Raw genomic sequence first — 18,088 nt, forward strand, 5'->3', positions numbered from 1 at the left:
GAGCCGGTATGACAACCGAAGACGCGGTCACCACCGAGGCCGTCGACAGTCTGCGGGGCACCGACGACCCCCGGCTGCGCGAGCTGCTCGCCGCGCTGATCCGTCATCTGCACGCCTTCGCGCGCGAGACCCGGCTGACCCAGCGCGAGTGGGAGGCGGCGGTCGCGTTCCTCACCGCGACCGGGCAGACCTGCACGGACACGCGGCAGGAGTTCATCCTGCTCTCCGATGTGCTGGGCCTGTCGATGCTGGTCGAGACGATCAACGGGCACAGCGACCCCGGCAGCACCGAGTCGACGGTCCTTGGCCCCTTCCACATGACCGAGTCCCCGGTCCGGGAGCTGGGCGCGGACATCGACCTGGTCGGCACCGGCGAACCCTGCGTGGTAAGCGGTGTGGTCCGGTCCGCCGACGGCACCCCGCTGCCCGGCGCCGTCCTGGACGTCTGGCAGGCCGACCCGCACGGCTTCTACGACGTGCAGCGGCCCGACGTCCAGCCGCCCGGCAACGGCCGGGGCCTGTTCACGGCCGACGGCGAGGGCCGCTTCCGGTTCCGGACCTGCGTGCCCAGCGCGTACCCGATCCCGACCGACGGCCCGGTGGGCGCCCTGCTGAAGGCCACCGGACGGCACCCCTACCGCCCCGCCCACATCCACTTCATCGTCTCGGCCGAGGGACACGCTCCGGTCACCACGCACATCTTCGTCGCCGGCGGTGCGTACCTGGATTCCGACGCGGTGTTCGCGGTCAAGGAGAGCCTGGTCAAGGACTTCACCCCGACCGACGACCCGGCGCTGGCAGGGGAGTTCGGCGTGCCGAACCCGTTCCGGCACGCCCGGTTCGACCTCGTACTGGAGCGCTCGTGAACCCCCTGGACTTCGTGTACGAGACCCGGCCCGTGCGGGTGGTGTTCCGGCGCGGCGCCGCGCTCACCGCGCCCGCCGAGGAGGCTCGGCACCTCGGTCTGCGGCGGCTGTTGGTGCTCAGCGGAGAGCGGGGTGCCGAGACCGCGCGGGCCGTCGCCGACTCGCTCGGGCTCGCCTGCGCCGGCCTGCACACCGGGGCCCGGATGCATGTGCCCGTGGAAGTCGCGGCCCGGGGCGTCGCGGCGGCCCGGGCCGCGGGCGCCGACGGCTGTGTGGCCGTCGGCGGCGGCTCCGCCATCGGCCTCGGCAAGGCCATCGCCCTGCGCACCGGCCTTCCGCTGATCGCCGTGCCCTCGACCTACGCGGGCTCCGAGATGACCCCGGTCTGGGGCCTCACCGAGCACGGCGTCAAACGCACCGGCCGCGACCCCGTCGTCCTGCCGCGCAGTGTCGTCTACGACCCCGAGCTCACCCTCTCCCTGCCCGTCCCGCTCTCGGTGACCAGCGGGATCAACGCCCTCGCCCACGCCGTGGAGGCGCTGTACGCGCCGGACGGCTCGCCGCTGGTCGCGCTGATGGCCGAGGAGGGCGTACGGGCGCTGGCGGGCGCTCTGCCCGCGATCGCCGCCGCCCCCGACTCGGTACCGGCCCGCTCCCGCGCCCTGTACGGCGCCTGGCTGTGCGGGGCCTGTCTGGGCGCCACCACCATGGGCCTGCATCACAAGCTGTGCCATGTCCTCGGCGGCACTTTCGGACTCCCGCACGCCGAGACACACACCGTCGTGCTGCCGTACGCCTTCGCCTTCAACGCGCCCGCCGTACCGGAGGCGGCCGCCGCCGTGGCCCGGGCGCTGGGGGCGGACGACGCGCCGGCCGCCCTGCGGGAGCTGGCGGGCCGACTCGGCGCACCCCGTTCCCTCGCCGAACTCGGTCTGCGGGAAGCCGACTTGGCGGTGGCAGCCGGACAGGTCGCGGGGCAGCCGTACGCCAACCCGAGGCCGGTCACGGCCGACGACGCCCTGAGCGTGCTGCGGGCGGCGTACGAGGGCGGCTCACCGCGCACATAAGGGCCTAGCGGCCCGCTCTCACCCCGTCCAGGGCGATCCCGAGGACGCGGTCGCGCTGGGCGTCGTCCTCGAAGGCCGTCGCCGTGACCCCGGAGACCAGCCGGAGCAGATCGCCGATCTCCATGTCGGTGCGGGCCGCGCCCGCCTTCTGCGCCCGCTCCAGCAGCGGGCCGCCGGCCGCGAACATCGACTCGCGGCAGGTCTGGAAGATCTCCGACTCGCCGTCGAGGGCCTCACGCACCGCCCGCTTGGTCGCCGCGTAGCCCACGAAGCGGTTCAGCCAGGCCGCCAGTGCCTCCCACGGCTCCAGCCTCTCGGACAGTTCCACGGCGGCCTGGCACAGGGCGTTGACCTCGTCCGCGTAGACGCTCTCGAAGAGTTCGCGACGGGTGGGGAAGTTCCGGTAGAGGGTGCCGATCCCCACCCCGGCGCGGCGGGCGACGTCCTCCAGGGAGACGTCCGCGCCCCGCTCGGCGAACGCCTCGCGGGCGGCCGTGATCAGTGCGTCGTAGTTGCGGGCCGCGTCCTTCCGGTGCGGCCGCCGGGACGCGACGATCTCACTGACGGCGAACGGGCTGTCCGTCATTGCTGCCTCCCGTGGGACACGGATGAACCGGAGGGGTTCCTCGACTTCGGTTGAAACGGAGGGTTGCCTCCATTAGAGTGGAGGGGTACCTCCACTTTAGCAGTGGGGAGCGGTATGCCATGGCCGGACGCGGCCCGGTGCCCGCACCCGCGCACGCTCACAGGCATTCCCCTGACATTTCCCTCCGTTCCGATGTCGGAGAGGCTCCTTCATGCCCCGGAAGTCCACCCGCCTCACCTTCGCGGTCCTCGCGACCGGTGCCGGCGTGTTCTCCATGCTCCAGTCGCTGGTCGCCCCGGCTCTGCCGACCGTCCAGCACGCCCTGCACACCTCGCAGTCCAACGCGACCTGGGTGATGACTGCCTATCTGCTGTCCGCCTCCGTCTTCACCCCGATACTCGGCCGGGTCGGCGACCTGACCGGCAAGAAGCGCACCCTCGTCGCCGTCCTCCTGGCCGTCCTGGCCGGCTGTCTGCTCGCCGCCCTCGCACCGAACATCGGCGTCCTGGTCGTCGCCCGCGTCGTCCAGGGCGTCGGCGGGGCCCTGTTCCCGCTCTCCTTCGGCGTCATCCGGGACGAGTTCGCCCCGCGCGAGGTCAGCGGCAGCATCAGCAACCTGTCCGCGGTGATCGCGGCCGGCGGCGGCGTCGGCATCGTGGCCGCGGGCCCCATCGTCTCGGCTCTTGACTACCGCTGGCTGTTCTGGATCCCGGTCGCGGTGGTCGCCGTGACCGTCCTCATCGCCGCACGCTATGTCCCCGAGTCCCCCAAGAGGGCCGAGGGCAGCGTCGGTTGGCTCGGTGCCGGGCTGCTCTCCGCCTGGCTGGTGGCGCTGCTGCTGCCGCTGAGTCAGGCCGGGCAGTGGGGCTGGGGCTCGGCCAAGGTGCTCGGTCTGTTCGGCGTGGCCGTCGTGCTGTTCGCGGTGTGGCTGCTCGCCGAGGCCCGCTCCCGCACCCCGCTGATCGACCTGCGCGTCATGCGACTGCCCGTCGTCTGGACCACCAACGCCGCCGCGCTGCTGTTCGGCGCGGGCATGTACGCGCTCTGGTCCTTCCTGCCCGGCTTCGTCCAGACACCGTCCGCCGCCGGATACGGTTTCGGCGCCGGCGTCACGGCCTCCGGGCTGCTGATGGTTCCGATGCTGATCGCGATGTTCCTCTCGGGCATCCTCAGCGGCCGGCTGGAGCCCCTGGTGGGCGCCAAGGCGCTCCTCACCGCCGGTGCGGCCTTCGGCGCCCTCGCGCTCGGCCTGCTCACCCTGTGGCACACCGAACAGTGGCAGATCGCCGTCGTCTCCGGCCTGTTCGGTCTCGGCATCGGCCTGGCCTTCGCCTCGATGGCCAACCTCGTCGTGGGCAGCGTGCCGCCCGAGCAGACCGGCGCCGCGACCGGTATGAACGCCAACATCCGCACCATCGGCGGCTCCATCGGCGCCGCGCTCACCAGCGTCCTGGTCACCGGCCGGCTCCAGCCCTCCGGGCTGCCGTACGCCTCGGGCTACACCCACGCGTGGGCCCTGCTCACCCTGTTCTGCCTGACCGCCGCCGGGGCCGCGCTCCTCGTCCCGGTCCGCCGCGCACAGCGCGTCACCGCACCGGTCACGGAACGGGCGGCAGCAGCACCGGCACGCGTGCGGTAGTGTTGACCTGCGTGATCACGCGGCACACACCGCGTGACTCCGCAGCGGGACGTGGCGCAGCTTGGTAGCGCACTTGACTGGGGGTCAAGGGGTCGCAGGTTCAAATCCTGTCGTCCCGACTCGTATGAGTCGCAGGTCAGGGCCGGTTTCGGAGGCATCCGAAACCGGCCCTTGATCATTCTTGGGGACCAGTTGGGACCGGCGTCCTTGACCGCGTCAGCGAGTCATGATGATCGGGCCTGGCAGCGAGCGCGGTGCGCGGAGCGTACTGAGGTGTGCGCTTCGCGAATCTCCAGCGGCCCAAGAACGGCGGGCCGTGGGTCGGCAAGGCCGGACGGCGCGTGCTGAAGTAGCCGCCGCTTCCCGAACCGCATCGCGTGATCGCGACGTCAACGCAACTGACACTATTCACTGTTACTCGGGACTTCCGACGGTTCGATCGGGAACTCCACGCCGACCTGGCCAATCCCAGGCTGGTCCGGGCCCAGCAGGCCGCCCGGACGCTGGGAGAGGCCCGTGGCTGGAGCCGCTGGATCACCAGCGACGTGAACCGAGCCCTGGTCATCGTGCTGTCCGGCTTCCGCGAAGGTGAGTCGATCCGATACTCCGAGCTCTTCGCGGCCCTACGAGTCCGTGGGCTTCCCGTCGTGCGGACCGTCGAAGTCCTCGACCTTCTCGGCCTGTTCGCCGACGACCGGGCCCCCGTCGTCGACCGGTGGTTGGAGCGAAAACTCGACGGGATGCCCCCGGGCATCCGTCGCGCCGTCGAAGCCTGGGTTCGCACTCTCCTTGACGGTGGCCCGCGGTCCGAGCCCCGCTCCCGGCATATGACATGGGCCTACCTGGGTGAGATCCAGCCGGTGCTGCTGGAGTGGTCCAGCCGTTACGACCACCTGCGGGAAGTCACCCGGGAGGACATCACCGCCACCCGGGATGCCGTCACTGGCAAACAGCGCGAAACCCGGATTGTCGCCCTGCGGTCACTTTTCCAGCATGCGAAGAAGAACGGTCAGATCTTCCGCAACCCCACGATCCGCATCCATGTCCCCCGCCAGAGCGGTGGCGTTGTCCAGCCTCTCGACCAGGCGGACATCGACGAGGCAATCGGCACAGCGAGCACTCCAGACATCCGGCTCATCATCGCCTTGGCCGCCGCCCACGCAGCACGACCGAAGACGATCCGGACGATGCAGCTGGACGACGTGGACCTGGGCAACCGGTGCATCACTGTCGGCGGCCACGTCCGCCCCCTCGGCGACCTCACGCGCCGTGCCGTGCTGGACTGGCTCGACTACCGCCGCAACCGCTGGCCGAATACAGCCAGCCCGCACCTGCTGATCACCCAGAAGACCGCCGTCGAGCTCGGCCGGCCGGCAAGCTCTGGACCACCCGGGCCACCCGCAACCTCACCGCCACTCTCGAACGACTCCGTGCCGACCGCCAGCTCGAAGAAGCCCTCACTCACGGCGCCGACCCACTCCACCTCGCCCTCGTCTTCGGCATCGATGAGAAGACCGCCATCCGCTACGCAGACTCAGCACGCGCGCTTCTGGGAGAGGCTGCCGAGCAGGTATCGCAGTGAAACCGGCTCGCTTTGCTCAACCTGGTGACGAGATCATGGACAGATGACGTCGACCGAACCAGCAGCCCGCGAGCTTCAGGACCGTGCCGTTCTCTGGAGCATGGGCGAGATCCATGCAACCGATGTCGTCACTGGCGCCTGTGATGCGCTCGTCGCTGGCCTCGACAGTCCCGCCCTGCGGATGCTGGCCGCGTGCACACGCGCGGAGGCAGATTACGACGTCCCCGATCTCCTTCCCCCAGCACTCCATGAATTGGGCCTCACCTTCTACCCAGCGGGCAGCGTTGCCGGACAGGAAGCCGCCGCACGAGCACTCGCCGCCCGGACGCTGGCCGGCGAGCTGACACCACGCGAGCTGGCCTTCCGGATCCACCAGCGCTTCGGGCACAAACTGCCCTTGGTCGAACAACTTGCCAACCTGGACGACGAGTACGACATCCTCGAATACGGCGACAGGACACCGGCACAGGTCGACGCCGAAGTTCTGGCCGAAGCTCTTCGGCTCACTCGGCACCCTCGTGCTGCACCCGAACCCACGGATCCACTGACCTGAAGCACATCGGTGGACCGGTGGGTTCACACTGAAGAGACTTCGGTTTCCGTGAACCCACGCGACTCCCGGCCCTTGTCTCGTATAGCTACGGTGAACGGACATGTAGCGCAGGGTGATACTCGAAGCTGGAACTCGGGGGAGGACCAACGATGCGGCTCTGGCCGAAGCTCGTTGAAGTCCTGCTTTTCGTCGGTGAGCCCGGCGAGCGTTGCGGTCAGTGTGGCGTTGGCGCGAAAGCCGGCCCAGGTCCACCATCGGACGTCGTCGCCGATGCGTGTGATGACGGTGCCGCCGGGGTGGGTGGTGTCGATGGCGGATTCGCGGAGCTGTGCGAGATAGGTGACGGCGCGCTCGGTGAGCTGGACCGGAGGGTCCTGTCCGAGTACGACATTGCGCATGGCTCGGACGAGTTCGTAGGACGCCCCGTCGAGTACGCTGCCGTACCAGCGAGCCTTGCCGCCGCCATCGGCAGATCCGCGTCGCCGGCCAGGTCGTCCCGGCCGGCGACCGCATCGTCATGCTCCTCGCAGTCGGCAACCGTGACCCGCGCCGCTTCACCGCCCCGGACCGCTTCTGGCCGGAACGACCGCACAACGCGCGCCTCTCCTTCGGCGGCGGCGTGCACCACTGCCTCGGCGCGGCACTGGCCCGCATGGAGGGCGAAGCCGCGCTGACTGCGGTCGCGACCCGGCCGGCCGACCCGCGCCTGGTCGCCCACCCCCCTCCCTACCGGCAGAGGGGGCCCGAGGAACTCCGGGTCGCCTGCGATCGCAGCTGTCCGAAGTGTGGAACTCCCGTGCCGGGGACTTCCCGTGCCGCCGCGTCGAGAGGGGCTCGCGTCCCGTTCAGTCGGCCTTCGGTCCGGGCGCTCCCGCCCGCAGTCCGTCCATGACCAGGTCGAAGAGGCGGGCGGCTCGCGCTTCCCAGTCGCCAAGCGGGTCGATCGTGAACAGGCCGTTGATGGCGAGGAAGAAGTCGTCCGCGGTGACACCGGTGCGGATGGTGCCGGCCTTCTCGGCGGCGCGGAGCAGGAGGTCGGACGCGGCGGTCACCGGGGTGTGCTCGGGCTTCGCCGCCGCGCCGGGCGCGCACGTGGCCTGGCGGATCGCGTCGGCCAGGCCGGCCTTGGCCATGGCGAACCGGGCGAGCCGGTCCATCCACTCGCGAAGGGCCCGGTCCGGTTCCCGCGTCTCGAGCAGGTGGACCGCCCAGTCGGCGACCTGCTGCATCTCGTGGCGGTAGATCTCCAGGACGAGCGCCTCGCGGTTGGGGAAGTTGCGGTAGAAGGTGCCCTGGCCGACGCCCGCCTTCTTGGCGATCGCGCTGAGCGGGGTGTCGGCGCAGCGGGTCAGTTCGGCCAGTGCCACTTCCAGGATGCGTTCGCGGTTGCGCTGCGCGTCGGAGCGCAGCGGTGCGTCCTTCTTCTCCGGCACTCGGACCCTCCTCGCGGGCTCGTGGAGGCGCCCGGCCTTGCTAAGCGGACAGCTGTCCGGTACGTTTCCTGGTAACGGACAGCTGTCCGGTTGGACCCATCATAGCCATGGCCGACCCGATCCAGCCATGTACTGAGCTGCCTTTTTGCCTCCCGGCGCATCCAAGTTTCCCTTACGCCTGCGTGCCGGACCGCCTTCTCGGCGCGTTCCGGATCTGTGAAAGAAGGCTGATCATGGCCCCAGCCACCTCGTCGACGCACAGTGCCATCACCCTGAACATCAACGGCGAGAAACACTCCCTTGCCGTCGACCACCGCACCACCCTGCTCGACGCCCTGCGTGAGCGGCTTGCTCTCACAGGCACCAAGAAGGGCTGTGACCAGGGGCAGTGCGGCGCCTGCACGGTTCTGGTCGACGGCCGCCGCGCCGTTTCCTGTCTGCAACTGGCGGTGGCCGTCGAGGGGCGGGAGATCACCACTGTCGAAGGCCTGGCCGACGGCGAACGGCTGCACCCTGTGCAGCAGGCCTTCCTCGACCTCGACGGCTATCAGTGCGGTTACTGCACACCTGGCCAGATCTGTTCGGCCGTCGCGGTGATCGAGGAGCACGCGGCCGGCTGGCCGAGCGCCGTCACCGGCGACGTACGGCCCGAGGCGGGACCGCCGCCGTTGACCGCCGAGGAGATCCGTGAGCGGATGAGCGGCAACCTGTGCCGCTGCGGCGCGTATGTGTCGATCGTCCAGGCGGTCGCCCAGGCGGCCGCGGCCGAGACGAAGGCCACGGAGGCGGCGGCATGAGGGAGTTCGGCTATCAGCGGGTGCACGACGTCTCCGGCGCGGTCGGATTGCTGGACGCCGATCCGGACGCGAGGTTCCTCGGCGGCGGCACCAACCTCGTCGACCTGATGAGGACCGGCGTCGAGCGGCCCGCCCGCCTCGTCGACATACGCGAACTGCCGCTGGACCGCATCGAGTCGACGCCCGACGGCGGCCTGCGGATCGGCGCCACCGTCACCAACAGCGACCTCGCCGCCCACCCCGAAGTCCGCCGCCGCTACCCGGCGTTGACGCAGGCGGTGCTGGCCGGCGCCTCCGGGCAGCTGCGCAACATGGCCACGGTCGGCGGGAATCTGCTCCAGCGCACCCGCTGCGGCTACTTCGCCGACGTGACCCAGCCGTGCAACAAGCGCAACCCCGGCAGCGGTTGCCCCGCCATCGCCGGCGAGCACCACAACGCCGCGATCCTCGGCGCCTCCGACCACTGTGTTGCCGTACACCCGTCGGACATGGGCGTGGCGCTCACCGCCTTCGACGCCGTCGTGTCGTACCAAACGGCCGACGGGCCCGGGGAGTTGCCGCTCGCGGAGTTCTATCTGCCGGTCGGTGACACCCCGCACCGGGAGACCGCCCTGCCGCAGGGCGCGCTGATCACCGGCGTCACCCTGCCGCCCGCACCGGTCGCCGCCACCTCGCGCTACCGGAAGGTGCGGGAGCGGGCCTCGTACGCGTTCGCGATCGGGTCCGTCGCCGCCGCGCTGGACGTCGAGGCAGGAAACGTACGGGAGGTGCGGCTCGCCCTCGGAGCGGTCGCGTCGCGGCCCTGGCGGGCCCGGGAGGCCGAGCGGGTGCTCACGGGCGCACCGGCCGATGCCCGCACCTTCGCCGCCGCCGCGGACGCCGAACTGGCCGCGGCCCGGCCCCTGCCGCACAACGGATACAAGGTGACCCTCATGCGCAACCTCGTGGTGGCCGTGCTGACCGAACTCGCCGAGGAGGCCGCCCGATGACCACCGTCACCCCCCTGAAGGGCTCCGTCGGCACCGCGCACTCCCGCGTGGAGGGACGCGACAAGGTCACCGGCGCCGCCCGTTACGCGGGAGAGATCCCCTTCGCTGAACTCGCCCACGGCTGGCTGGTGTTGTCCACGGTCGCCCGCGGCCGCATCCGCGCGATGGAGACCGACGCCGTCCTGGCCATGCCCGGTGTCCTCACCGTCCTGCACCACGGGAACGCCCCGCACCTCGACACCGACTACGACGGGCTCCTGGGGAACAAGCCCGACCCGTCCATCGCGCTCTTCCAGCATGACCGGGTGCCGCACGCGGGCTGGCCCGTGGCGCTGGTCGTCGCCGAGACGTCCGAGCAGGCGAGGGAGGCCGCGGAGTCGCTCGTGGTGCACTACGACCAGGAGCCGCACGACATCGCGTTCTCCGGCGGGCACCCGGGCGCGTACCCGGCGGCGGGCGCGCCCCACGCCGCGGCCATGACCGCGAAGGGCGACCTGGAGGCCGAACTCGACCGGTCCGCCGTCGTCGTGGACGCCGAGTACACCACGCCCGAGGAACACCACAACCCGATGGAGCCCCACGCGGCGACCGCCCACTGGGACGGCGGCCGCCTCGAAGTCGTCGACTCCAACCAGGGCGCCACCTGGGTGAAGGGCGAACTCGCGAACCTGTTCTCGCTCGACCCGGCAGCCGTGCGCGTGCGCTCCGAACACATCGGCGGCGGCTTCGGCTCCAAGGGCGTGCGCGCCCACCAGGTGGCCGCCGTCATGGCCACGACCCTCCTCCAGCGCCCCGTACGCGTCGTGCTGACCCGCCGTCAGATGTTCTCCCTGGTCGGCTACCGCAGCCCCACGGCACAGCGCGTCCGGCTCGGCGCCGACTCCGACGGACGGCTGCGCGCCCTGGAGCACCGGTCGCTGAACCTCTCCTCGACGGTGCACGAGTTCCTGGAGCCCAGCACCATGCCGGCTCGGGTGCTGTACGACGCCCCGGCCCACCACACGGCCCACCGGATCGTACGGCTCGACGTGCCGACCCCGACCTGGATGCGCGCGCCGGGCGAAGCACCGGGGTCGTTCGCGCTGGAGTCGGCGCTCGACGAACTGGCCGAGAAGTGCGGCGTCGACCCGATCGAGCTGCGCGTCCGCAACGAGCCCGAGACCGGGCCCGTATCGGGGCTGCCGTTCGCCGGCCGCCGTCTGATCGCCTGCTTCCGGGAGGGCGCCCGAAGGTTCGGCTGGGCCGACCGCGATCCGCGTCCCGGCCTGCGCCGCGACGGCCGCTGGCTGCTCGGCACCGGAACGGCGGCGGCCACGTTCCACGCGGGAGCCGTTCCGTCCACGGCCGCGGTGACCGCGGAGGCCGACGGCGGATTCACCGTCCGCATCTCCGCGGCGGACATCGGCACCGGCGCGCGTACGGCCCTCACCCTGATCGCGGCCGACGCGCTGGAGGTGACGCCGGACCGCGTCCGTGTCCTGATCGGAGACAGCGACTTCGGTCCTGCGATGATCGCGGGCGGCTCGATGGGCACCAGCTCCTGGGCCTGGGCGGTCACCGCGGCGGCGGAGGAACTGCGCGAGCGACTCGCCCTGGGCGGCGGCATCCCTGCGGACGGCATCACCGTCCGCTCGGACACCGCGGCGGCCATCGCGGCACTGCCGCAGAAGGAACGGCACTCCTACGGCGCCCACTTCGCCGAGGTCGCCGTCGATGTCGCGACCGGCGAGGTGCGGGTCCGCCGGATGCTCGGCATCTTCGCGGCGGGCCGGATCGTCAACCCGCTGACCGCCCGCAACCAGTTCGTCGGCGGCATGATCTGGGGCATCTCCATGGCCCTGCACGAGGAGGCGGTCCGGGACCGGGCCTCGGGCGCCCACATCGGCGCCGACCTCGCGGGCTACCACTTCGCGGCCAACGCCGACGTCCCGCTCATCGAGGCGGACTGGCTGGGCGAGGACCCGGACGAGGACGACCCCGTCGTCATCAAGGGCATCGGCGAGATCGGCATCGTGGGCGCCGCGGCGGCCATCGGCAACGCGGTCTGGCACGCGACCGGCGTACGCCATCGCAGCCTGCCCATCCGCCCCGACCGCGTCCTGCAGGCAGGTCGAGATGCTTGACCTCGCCGCTGAGTTGAGCGAGTGGGCGCAGGAGGGCCGCGACTTCGCCGTCGCCACGGTGGTGTCCGTCGGCGGCAGCGCGCCGCGCCCTCCCGGCGCCGCCCTCGCGGTCGACAGCGCCGGTACGGTCATCGGCTCGGTCTCCGGCGGCTGCGTCGAGGGGGCCGTTTACGACCTGTGCATGCAGGCCCTCGAGAACGGCGAGCCGGTCCTCGAAACCTTCGGCTACAGCGACGAGGACGCTTTCGCGGTGGGCCTGACATGCGGCGGGGTGATCGAGATCCTGGTCGCTCCGGTGCCGCGGGACGGAGTCGACAGGGACGTGTACGTGTCGGCGTTGTCGGCCGCGGCGAAGGAGGAGCCGACAGCACTGTCCAGGGTGATCCGTGGACCGGCCGAACTTGTCGGCACACCTGTGCACGCACCCGCACAGGGGCGCGGGGCCGTGACATCTGCGGCTCCGCCGCGCGGGCGCGACCAGCCACATCCGGCCCGCACCCTACCCACGACCTTCCCCGTTGATCACATCACCGCCGAGGCCCTGGCCACGCTGACCGCCGGAGGCACCCGCACCGTCGAGATGTCCGAGGACGGCTCCCACTGCCCCGGCGGCCTCACCCTGTTCATCGAGACCCGTGTCCCCCCACCGCGCATGATCGTCTTCGGTGCGATCGACTTCGCCGCCGCACTCGTGCGCGCCGGAAAGCTCCTCGGCTACCACGTGACCGTGTGCGACGCCCGCCCCGTCTTCGCCACCCGGGCCCGTTTCCCCGATGCGGACGAGGTCGTGGTCGACTGGCCGGACCGCTACCTCCGGAGTACGGAGACCGACGCGCGCACGGTCCTGTGCGTGCTGACCCACGACGCCAAGTTCGACGTACCCCTGCTGGAGGCGGCCCTACGGATGCCGGTCGCCTACGTCGGCGCGATGGGCTCCCGCCGTACACACGCCGACCGGGAGCGAAGGCTGCGTGAAGTCGGCCTGGGCGAGGTGGAGTTGGCCCGACTCCGGTCGCCCATCGGCCTCGACCTCGGCGCCCGTACGCCCGAGGAGACGGCGCTGTCCATCGCGGCGGAGATCGTCGCGATCCGGCGAGGCGGGACGGGCGCCCCGCTGACCGGCTCGGGCACGCCGATTCACCGTCGCACGCCGCCCACCGACTCAGCGACTGGAGGCCAGGGGGTCGCAGGTTCATCTCCTGTCGTCGTGCCTTTTCGAAGTCATCTGCCCCAGATCTTCCGGTACGCCTCCCGGTAGCCCGACGGGTCCCAGGCCGAGGCCCCTTCGCTGTCGGCCGCCGTGGAGACATGGACCGGCGCGACGTAACCGCTGGCCGGAAGGCCCGAGAAGGCGCGGTTGAACTCGTCGGCGATCTGCCAGCCCTGCGACGACAACGGCTCGGGGACGGTGGCCGCCTGGTACCGCTCGCTGTTGATGCGCCGGAAGGCGGACGGGTCGCCGTCACCGGCGCCGATGTTGAAGGGCGGCCCTGCGCCCCTCTCCCCGGCCGCGCGGAAGGCGGGGGCGGCGTCGGCGAAGTAAAGGTCGCTGATCGCGACGGAGTAGCTCCACCGGCTCCCGAAGCGGGCGAGGAGGGTGGAGACCTCCCTGGGGGTACGGCTGCTGGTGTCCGGGATCGGGATGTTCTCGTACGACAGCAGCCGCACGCCCGCACAGGCGGCCAGCCCCTTTCTGATCAGCTCGGACTTGTGGCGGGCGAACGGGATCGAGGCGTCGGTGAAGAGGACGACCCCGGCGTTGCCCCGGGAGTGTGCGATGACCCACTGCGCGCTGATCGCGGCGACGTCGTCGACGTCGGTGGTGACGTTGGTGAAGAGCTTGGGTCGCACGCTGGGCCCGGGGGAGGTGACCGCGTGCCAGCCGATGAGCGGGATGCCCGCCGCGGTGGCCCGCGCCACCTGCTGCGAGGTCGAGTCGGGGTCGAAACCGCCGATGACGATGCCCGACGGCCTGAGGCCACGGCCTCGCTCAGTGCCGCCTGGATGCCGGCGGGGGTGCCCTCGCCGTCGATCACCCGGACCTTCCAGCCGATGACGCTCGCGGCCTCCCGAAGGCGCTTCGCGACGCCCGCGACTCCGGGGTTGGTCATGGTCTGCGCGACATACACGACGGTCTTGCCGGGCACCGCCGCGGGGCCGCTGGTGGGCCCGTTCCAGGGGACGTCGGTCCTCTCCGCCCGGGTGACGGCGGCCTGGGCCCGTCCCTGGACGGCGGGGCAGCCGCTCGGGCCGGTGGCGGAGACCGCTGGCCGCCCGACGAGCCCCGCTCACAGCACGCGAGGGCGGTTGCCGTCGCCAGCAGGGCGATGGAGACACATCGCGTCGGGGAGGGTTTGTGATTGCGGCGCACGGAAGCTCCTCGCGGAGGAGAAGGACGCGGGGGACTCATGGCGTGGGGCCCGCCGTGTCACCGTCCCGAGCCGGGGAGGGGGCGGCGGACGCGTCGGTTCCGGTTCAGCGGCGCCACGAGCAGCAGGAACTCATACCGCCCGGCCTCCCCCGTGGCGGCGGAGAGGGCATCCAGATCGAGGTTGTCCAGCAGCGGAACGCCCATCGCGGCCAGGGCCAGGGCATGGACCGGCGAGTGCACACCCTCGACGGGTGAGGGCCGTACGTCATTGTCACCGTCACCGCCGAGCAGCGCGATCCCGCGCTCAGCCAGCAGCGGTACGGCGTCCACATGGAAGCCCGCGCTCGCCGTGTCCGGGTCCCAGGCGCCCAGCTCCGTGCGGCGGCGGACGTGCCCGGACCGCAGCAGCACGGCGTCACCCTCGCCGATCGTCACCCCGAGCGCCCGCTCCGCGGCGGTGATGTCCTCTGCGTGCACCGCTTGTCCCGGCTCCGGCCAGCGGATCCCGAAGACGGCGGGGAGGTCGAGAAGCACGCCCCTGGTGACGAGGGGGCCGAGCGCCGACACCGCTCCGAAGCGGGCGCCCGCGGTGCCGACGACGTCGGCGGCCGTCCGGCCGTCGTAGAGCTGGCCCCGGTAGGCGATATGGCACAGGGCGTCGAGATGGGAGACGCCCTTGCCGTGGTAGTCGGCGGCGATGAAGTCCTTGTGCGCGGTGGGCTCCGGGCTCTCCACGTCACCGAGATCGGTCATGTGGTGCAGCGCGGGCCTGTGGTTGTCGGGGCCGGCCCGGGTGTTCCACGGCAGCGCCAACGGGACGACCACCCCGGACCGCACTTCGGCCGTGGCCCGCCGTACCTGGTCCGCGGTCACCCGGTTCCAGGCGCCGCGGTCGGCGGGCTCCCAGCGGCCCCAGGTACGGACCGCCTCGAAGAGCGTGTCGAATCCCCGCCGGGAGACGGCGGGCCCGTTGCCGGTGACGGCTGATCCGGGACCGGGCGGCTTGGAAGGCATCGGTACTCACCGCTCTCCGGGCGTGACGCGCAGGAGTGTGGCACTTGTGATCGACTCCAGCTTCGCACAGGGGCCTGCGCAAGGAGGCCCAGGTGTGAGCCCCCTAGGTATGGGGCGACCATGGATGGAGACAGCACGCCCGCCGATGTGGCACGAGCCAGAGCACCGGGCGGGAGGGAAGATGAGGGATGGGCACGACGGACTCCTCCCGAGCAGTCGCCGGCCGGACGGCGGCCGATCCCGCCGCGCCGCCCAGCGGTCTGCTGGATCTGCTCAGCGTCGCGGCGGTGGTGCTGAACGCGCAGGGTCAGGTGGTCTTCTGGAGCCCGAAGGCCGAGGAACTGTTCGGCCACAGCGCGGCGGAGGCGCTGGGGCAGTACGCGGCTCAGCTGATGGTCCACGAGGAGCACCGGGACGAGGTCATCGAGCTCTTCGCCCACGTCATGGAATCCGGCCACGACTGGGCCGGCGCCTTTCCGGTCCGGCACAAGGACGGCAGCACCCGCCTGGTGGAGTTCCGCAACATGAGGCTGCTGGACGACCTCGGCGACGTCTACGCCCTCGGCCTCGCCGCCGACCAGGCCACGGTGGAGCGGGTCGAGCGGGATGCCGCCCTGGCCATGCGTCTGGTGTCCCAGTCCCCGATCGGACTGGCCATTCTGGACACGGACCTGCGGTACCTGGCCATGAATCCGGCCCTGGAACGCATCACGGGCCAATCCGCCGCCGAGCGTCTCGGACGGCCGGCCGGCGAGGTCCTGACCTACCTGAACACAGACCCCGAGGCGCGTCTGCGCCGTGTCCTGGAGACGGGCGAGTCGGTCGTGGACCGGCACATCGTCTGCCGTCCGCCCGGCGACCCCGACCATGATCACGCCTGGTCCGTCTCCTACTACCGGCTGGAGGACTCCGGCGGGCGGGTGCTGGGCCTGGCCTATTCCGTCATCGACGTCACTGAGCGGCATCGGGCGGCCGCCGAGGCGGCACAGGCCCGGCAGCGGCTGGCGTTGATCGCCCAGGCTTCCGCCTGCGTGGGTACCACCCTCGATCTGGAGACGACAGCGTGCGAGCTGGCCGACGTCGTCGTACCGGCCCTGGCCGACGTGGCCGCGGTGGACGTACTCGACAGCGCGCTCGACGGCCGGACCGCGCCGGACGACGGCCCGGCCCGCTTCCGCGCCCTCGCCGTCAGCGCGGCCCACGCCGCCGAGGCGGCCCGCGCGGCCGACCCGCCAGGGGAACTCGCCTCCTACGACAGCGACCGCCTGATGACCCAGTGCGTGCGCAACCGTCAACCGGTTCTGCTGCCCCACACCAGCCGCCGGGACCTCGAGCGCATCGCCCGGCATGGTGAGGCCGCCTCCCTCCTGGCGGCGGCCGGGGTGCACTCCTACCTGGCCGTACCGCTGCTGGCCCGGGGCGAAGTCCTCGGCGCCCTCGCCCTCACCCGCACCCGCAACCCCGCGCCCTTCGACGACGACGATGTGTTCCTCGCCTGTGAGCTGGCGGCCCGGGCCGCGGTCTGCATCGACAACGCCCGTGGCTACCAGGCCCAGCGCCATATGGCCCTCACTCTCCAGCGCAGTCTGCTCCCCCAGCTCGCGACGCACCTGCCGGGCCTGGAGATCGCCTGCCGCTACCAGCCCGCCGGCGCCACGAGCGAGATCGGCGGCGACTGGTACGACGCCATACCCCTGCAGGGTGACAAGACCGCCCTCGTCGTCGGGGACGTCATGGGCAGCGGCATCAACGCCGCCGCCACCATGGGCCAACTCCGCAGCGCCGCCCGCGCCTTCGCCGAACTCGATCTCACCCCGGAGGAGGCCCTCTACCACCTCGATCACCTGACCGAAGGAGTGGAGCAGGCCATCACCACCTGCCTCTACTGCGTCTGTGACCCGCACCAGGGCCAGTGCCGGATGTGCCTCGCCGGCCACCTGCCCCCGGCCCTGCTGCGGGCCGGCCACCCGGCGCGGCTGCTGGACCTGCCCTCAGGCGTACCGCTGGGCGTCGGCGGGGTGCCCTTCGAGGCCGCCACCATCGCCTTCCGTCCCGGCGACGAACTGGTCCTCTACACCGACGGCCTGGTCGAGACCCGGAGCGAATCCATCGACGCCCGCCTGGAGACCCTGCTCGACGCCCTCACCGCGACCCGCGGCCACGATCCGGAAGAGACCTGCGAACGCATCCTGGAGATGCTCCGGCCGCCCGGCGGCGAGGACGACGTCGCTCTGCTCATCGCCCGAGCCCGGCCGCTGCGCCCAACGAGACCCGATGCCGGATGGACGATGGACAAGCGGTCTCGGGGACAATCATCGCCATGAACGACCACATGGGCGATGCCGAGAACCGGCTGGCCAGGATCGAGCGGCTGCTGGAGGGCGGCGAGCGCCAAGTGGTGCCCGCCTGGCGCAGAGCCACGCAGGGCGAACCACGGTGGGCCGTGACCGCCGTGATCCTGGTGGCCGTCGCGCTCCAGCTGATGCTGCCGCACCGGCTCGCCCTCCAGCCGTACTGGGCCCTGCCGGCGCTGGAACTGGTGCTGCTGGCCGGCCTGATCGCCGGCAACCCCCGGCGGGTCGAGCCCCGCACCCGGTGGCTGCGTCTGCTCGGCCTGGCCCTGATGTGTGCGATCAGCCTCGCCAACGGCTGGGCGGCGGTCCGGCTGGTGGCGGGCCTGGTGAACGGCACCGAGGGCAAGGACGCCGGACCGCTGCTGCTGACCGGTGGCGGCATCTGGCTGACGAACGTCATCGTATTCGCACTCTGGTACTGGGAGTATGACCGCGGCGGACCGATGGCGCGGGTCCGCGGCCACCACCAGTACGCGGACTTCCTCTTCGTGCAGATGCAGAGCCCCGAGACCGCGCCGCCGGACTGGGAGCCGACCTTCCTGGACTACCTCTACCTGTCCTTCACCAACTCCACCGCCTTCAGCCCGACCGACGTGATGCCGCTGACGCGCTGGGCCAAGATGCTGATGATGCTGCAGTCCTCCGTCTCCCTGGTGACGGTGGTCCTGGTGGTGGCGCGGGCCGTGAACATCCTGCACTGACGGCCGGGCTGCC

Annotated in this window: 16 protein-coding genes, 1 tRNA gene and 1 pseudogene; 13 read left to right on the plus strand and 5 right to left on the minus strand. The window is 71.5% G+C overall.

The genetic code is table 11. The annotated features are described in order from the left end of the window. Positions 1-8: 8 nt before the first annotated feature. A complete protein-coding gene (locus ABTY98_RS14270) occupies positions 9-866 on the plus strand; it encodes an intradiol ring-cleavage dioxygenase (RefSeq protein ID WP_352221177.1) in 858 nt (285 codons plus the stop codon). A gap of 5 nt (positions 867-871) precedes the next feature. Further along, the gene (locus ABTY98_RS14275; RefSeq protein WP_352221327.1) at positions 872-1,933 is read left to right on the plus strand and encodes a maleylacetate reductase; all 1,062 of its coding nucleotides are present in this window, start codon (positions 872-874) and stop codon (positions 1,931-1,933) included. A 4-nt stretch (positions 1,934-1,937) separates the two neighbouring features. Here ABTY98_RS14275 and ABTY98_RS14280 read toward each other — a convergent pair whose 3' ends face one another. Then, positions 1,938-2,519 (minus strand): TetR/AcrR family transcriptional regulator, encoded by a 582-nt coding sequence (locus tag ABTY98_RS14280; protein WP_352221178.1) that lies wholly within the window; start codon positions 2,517-2,519, stop codon positions 1,938-1,940. 211 nt (positions 2,520-2,730) lie between these two features. Between ABTY98_RS14280 and ABTY98_RS14285 the strand changes: the two genes are divergently transcribed. The 4 genes from ABTY98_RS14285 (at position 2,731) to ABTY98_RS14300 (ending at position 6,293) form a co-directional block, all read left to right on the plus strand. Then, complete coding sequence (locus tag ABTY98_RS14285) at positions 2,731-4,158, plus strand: MFS transporter (protein WP_352221179.1); 1,428 nt, start codon at positions 2,731-2,733, stop codon at positions 4,156-4,158. A 45-nt stretch (positions 4,159-4,203) separates the two neighbouring features. Next, positions 4,204-4,277: transfer RNA gene (locus ABTY98_RS14290), tRNA-Pro, on the plus strand. A 258-nt stretch (positions 4,278-4,535) separates the two neighbouring features. Next, positions 4,536-5,768 carry a site-specific integrase gene (locus tag ABTY98_RS14295; RefSeq protein WP_352221181.1) on the plus strand — a complete coding sequence of 411 codons (1,233 nt, stop codon included), beginning with the start codon at positions 4,536-4,538 and terminating at the stop codon, positions 5,766-5,768. 15 nt (positions 5,769-5,783) lie between these two features. Beyond that, positions 5,784-6,293 (plus strand): hypothetical protein, encoded by a 510-nt coding sequence (locus ABTY98_RS14300; RefSeq protein ID WP_352221182.1) that lies wholly within the window; start codon positions 5,784-5,786, stop codon positions 6,291-6,293. Between the two features lie 23 nt (positions 6,294-6,316). Here ABTY98_RS14300 and ABTY98_RS42280 read toward each other — a convergent pair whose 3' ends face one another. Continuing rightward, positions 6,317-6,691, minus strand: a complete 375-nt coding sequence (locus ABTY98_RS42280; protein ID WP_502994218.1) for a hypothetical protein — start codon at positions 6,689-6,691, stop codon at positions 6,317-6,319. 119 nt (positions 6,692-6,810) lie between these two features. On the opposite strand from ABTY98_RS42280, the gene ABTY98_RS14310 reads away from it, so the two are divergent. Next, the gene (locus ABTY98_RS14310; protein WP_352221183.1) at positions 6,811-7,185 is read left to right on the plus strand and encodes a cytochrome P450; all 375 of its coding nucleotides are present in this window, start codon (positions 6,811-6,813) and stop codon (positions 7,183-7,185) included. Here the strand turns inward: ABTY98_RS14310 and ABTY98_RS14315 are convergent. Beyond that, the gene (locus ABTY98_RS14315) at positions 7,139-7,726 is read right to left on the minus strand and encodes a TetR/AcrR family transcriptional regulator (protein ID WP_352221184.1); all 588 of its coding nucleotides are present in this window, start codon (positions 7,724-7,726) and stop codon (positions 7,139-7,141) included. The genes ABTY98_RS14310 and ABTY98_RS14315 overlap by 47 nt on opposite strands. 233 nt (positions 7,727-7,959) lie before the next feature. Here ABTY98_RS14315 and ABTY98_RS14320 point away from each other — a divergent pair, with 233 nt between their 5' ends. Genes ABTY98_RS14320 through ABTY98_RS14335 form a run of 4 tightly spaced genes read left to right on the plus strand, consistent with a single transcriptional unit; the run spans position 7,960 to position 12,893 of the window. Beyond that, positions 7,960-8,523, plus strand: a complete 564-nt coding sequence (locus tag ABTY98_RS14320) for a (2Fe-2S)-binding protein (RefSeq protein ID WP_352221185.1) — start codon at positions 7,960-7,962, stop codon at positions 8,521-8,523. Continuing rightward, positions 8,520-9,512, plus strand: a complete 993-nt coding sequence (locus ABTY98_RS14325; RefSeq protein WP_352221186.1) for an FAD binding domain-containing protein — start codon at positions 8,520-8,522, stop codon at positions 9,510-9,512. The genes ABTY98_RS14320 and ABTY98_RS14325 overlap by 4 nt, the downstream gene beginning before the upstream one ends. Further along, positions 9,509-11,635, plus strand: a complete 2,127-nt coding sequence (locus ABTY98_RS14330) for a xanthine dehydrogenase family protein molybdopterin-binding subunit (RefSeq protein ID WP_352221187.1) — start codon at positions 9,509-9,511, stop codon at positions 11,633-11,635. Before ABTY98_RS14325 ends, ABTY98_RS14330 begins: the two co-directional genes overlap by 4 nt. Next, on the plus strand, positions 11,628-12,893 hold the full coding sequence (locus tag ABTY98_RS14335; protein WP_352221188.1) for an XdhC family protein: 1,266 nt from the start codon (positions 11,628-11,630) through the stop codon (positions 12,891-12,893). The genes ABTY98_RS14330 and ABTY98_RS14335 overlap by 8 nt, the downstream gene beginning before the upstream one ends. On the opposite strand, the pseudogene ABTY98_RS14340 reads toward ABTY98_RS14335, so the two are convergent. Both ABTY98_RS14340 and ABTY98_RS14345 read right to left on the minus strand, forming a co-directional pair. Next, positions 12,857-14,006: pseudogene (locus ABTY98_RS14340) on the minus strand (substrate-binding domain-containing protein). The gene ABTY98_RS14335 and the pseudogene ABTY98_RS14340 overlap by 37 nt on opposite strands. A gap of 57 nt (positions 14,007-14,063) precedes the next feature. Next, a complete protein-coding gene (locus ABTY98_RS14345) occupies positions 14,064-15,020 on the minus strand; it encodes a cyclase family protein (RefSeq protein ID WP_352221189.1) in 957 nt (318 codons plus the stop codon). A 188-nt stretch (positions 15,021-15,208) separates the two neighbouring features. Here ABTY98_RS14345 and ABTY98_RS14350 point away from each other — a divergent pair, with 188 nt between their 5' ends. Continuing rightward, the gene (locus ABTY98_RS14350) at positions 15,209-17,344 is read left to right on the plus strand and encodes a SpoIIE family protein phosphatase (RefSeq protein ID WP_352221190.1); all 2,136 of its coding nucleotides are present in this window, start codon (positions 15,209-15,211) and stop codon (positions 17,342-17,344) included. After that, positions 17,341-18,075, plus strand: a complete 735-nt coding sequence (locus tag ABTY98_RS14355; protein ID WP_352221191.1) for a hypothetical protein — start codon at positions 17,341-17,343, stop codon at positions 18,073-18,075. The genes ABTY98_RS14350 and ABTY98_RS14355 overlap by 4 nt, the downstream gene beginning before the upstream one ends. Positions 18,076-18,088: the final 13 nt, after the last annotated feature.

The organism is Streptomyces sp. NPDC096040, from assembly GCF_040303265.1.
Classification (GTDB): domain Bacteria; phylum Actinomycetota; class Actinomycetes; order Streptomycetales; family Streptomycetaceae; genus Streptomyces.

Coding starts and splice junctions, on each gene's coding strand:
- ABTY98_RS14270 (WP_352221177.1), top strand. CDS start 9: ATGACAACCGAAGACGCGGTCACCACCGAGGCCGTCGACAGTCTGCGG.
- ABTY98_RS14280 (WP_352221178.1), bottom strand. CDS start 2,519: ATGACGGACAGCCCGTTCGCCGTCAGTGAGATCGTCGCGTCCCGGCGG.
- ABTY98_RS14285 (WP_352221179.1), top strand. CDS start 2,731: ATGCCCCGGAAGTCCACCCGCCTCACCTTCGCGGTCCTCGCGACCGGT.
- ABTY98_RS14300 (WP_352221182.1), top strand. CDS start 5,784: ATGACGTCGACCGAACCAGCAGCCCGCGAGCTTCAGGACCGTGCCGTT.
- ABTY98_RS42280 (WP_502994218.1), bottom strand. CDS start 6,691: ATGCGCAATGTCGTACTCGGACAGGACCCTCCGGTCCAGCTCACCGAG.
- ABTY98_RS14310 (WP_352221183.1), top strand. CDS start 6,811: ATGCTCCTCGCAGTCGGCAACCGTGACCCGCGCCGCTTCACCGCCCCG.
- ABTY98_RS14320 (WP_352221185.1), top strand. CDS start 7,960: ATGGCCCCAGCCACCTCGTCGACGCACAGTGCCATCACCCTGAACATC.
- ABTY98_RS14325 (WP_352221186.1), top strand. CDS start 8,520: ATGAGGGAGTTCGGCTATCAGCGGGTGCACGACGTCTCCGGCGCGGTC.
- ABTY98_RS14330 (WP_352221187.1), top strand. CDS start 9,509: ATGACCACCGTCACCCCCCTGAAGGGCTCCGTCGGCACCGCGCACTCC.
- ABTY98_RS14335 (WP_352221188.1), top strand. CDS start 11,628: ATGCTTGACCTCGCCGCTGAGTTGAGCGAGTGGGCGCAGGAGGGCCGC.
- ABTY98_RS14345 (WP_352221189.1), bottom strand. CDS start 15,020: ATGCCTTCCAAGCCGCCCGGTCCCGGATCAGCCGTCACCGGCAACGGG.
- ABTY98_RS14350 (WP_352221190.1), top strand. CDS start 15,209: ATGGGCACGACGGACTCCTCCCGAGCAGTCGCCGGCCGGACGGCGGCC.
- ABTY98_RS14355 (WP_352221191.1), top strand. CDS start 17,341: ATGAACGACCACATGGGCGATGCCGAGAACCGGCTGGCCAGGATCGAG.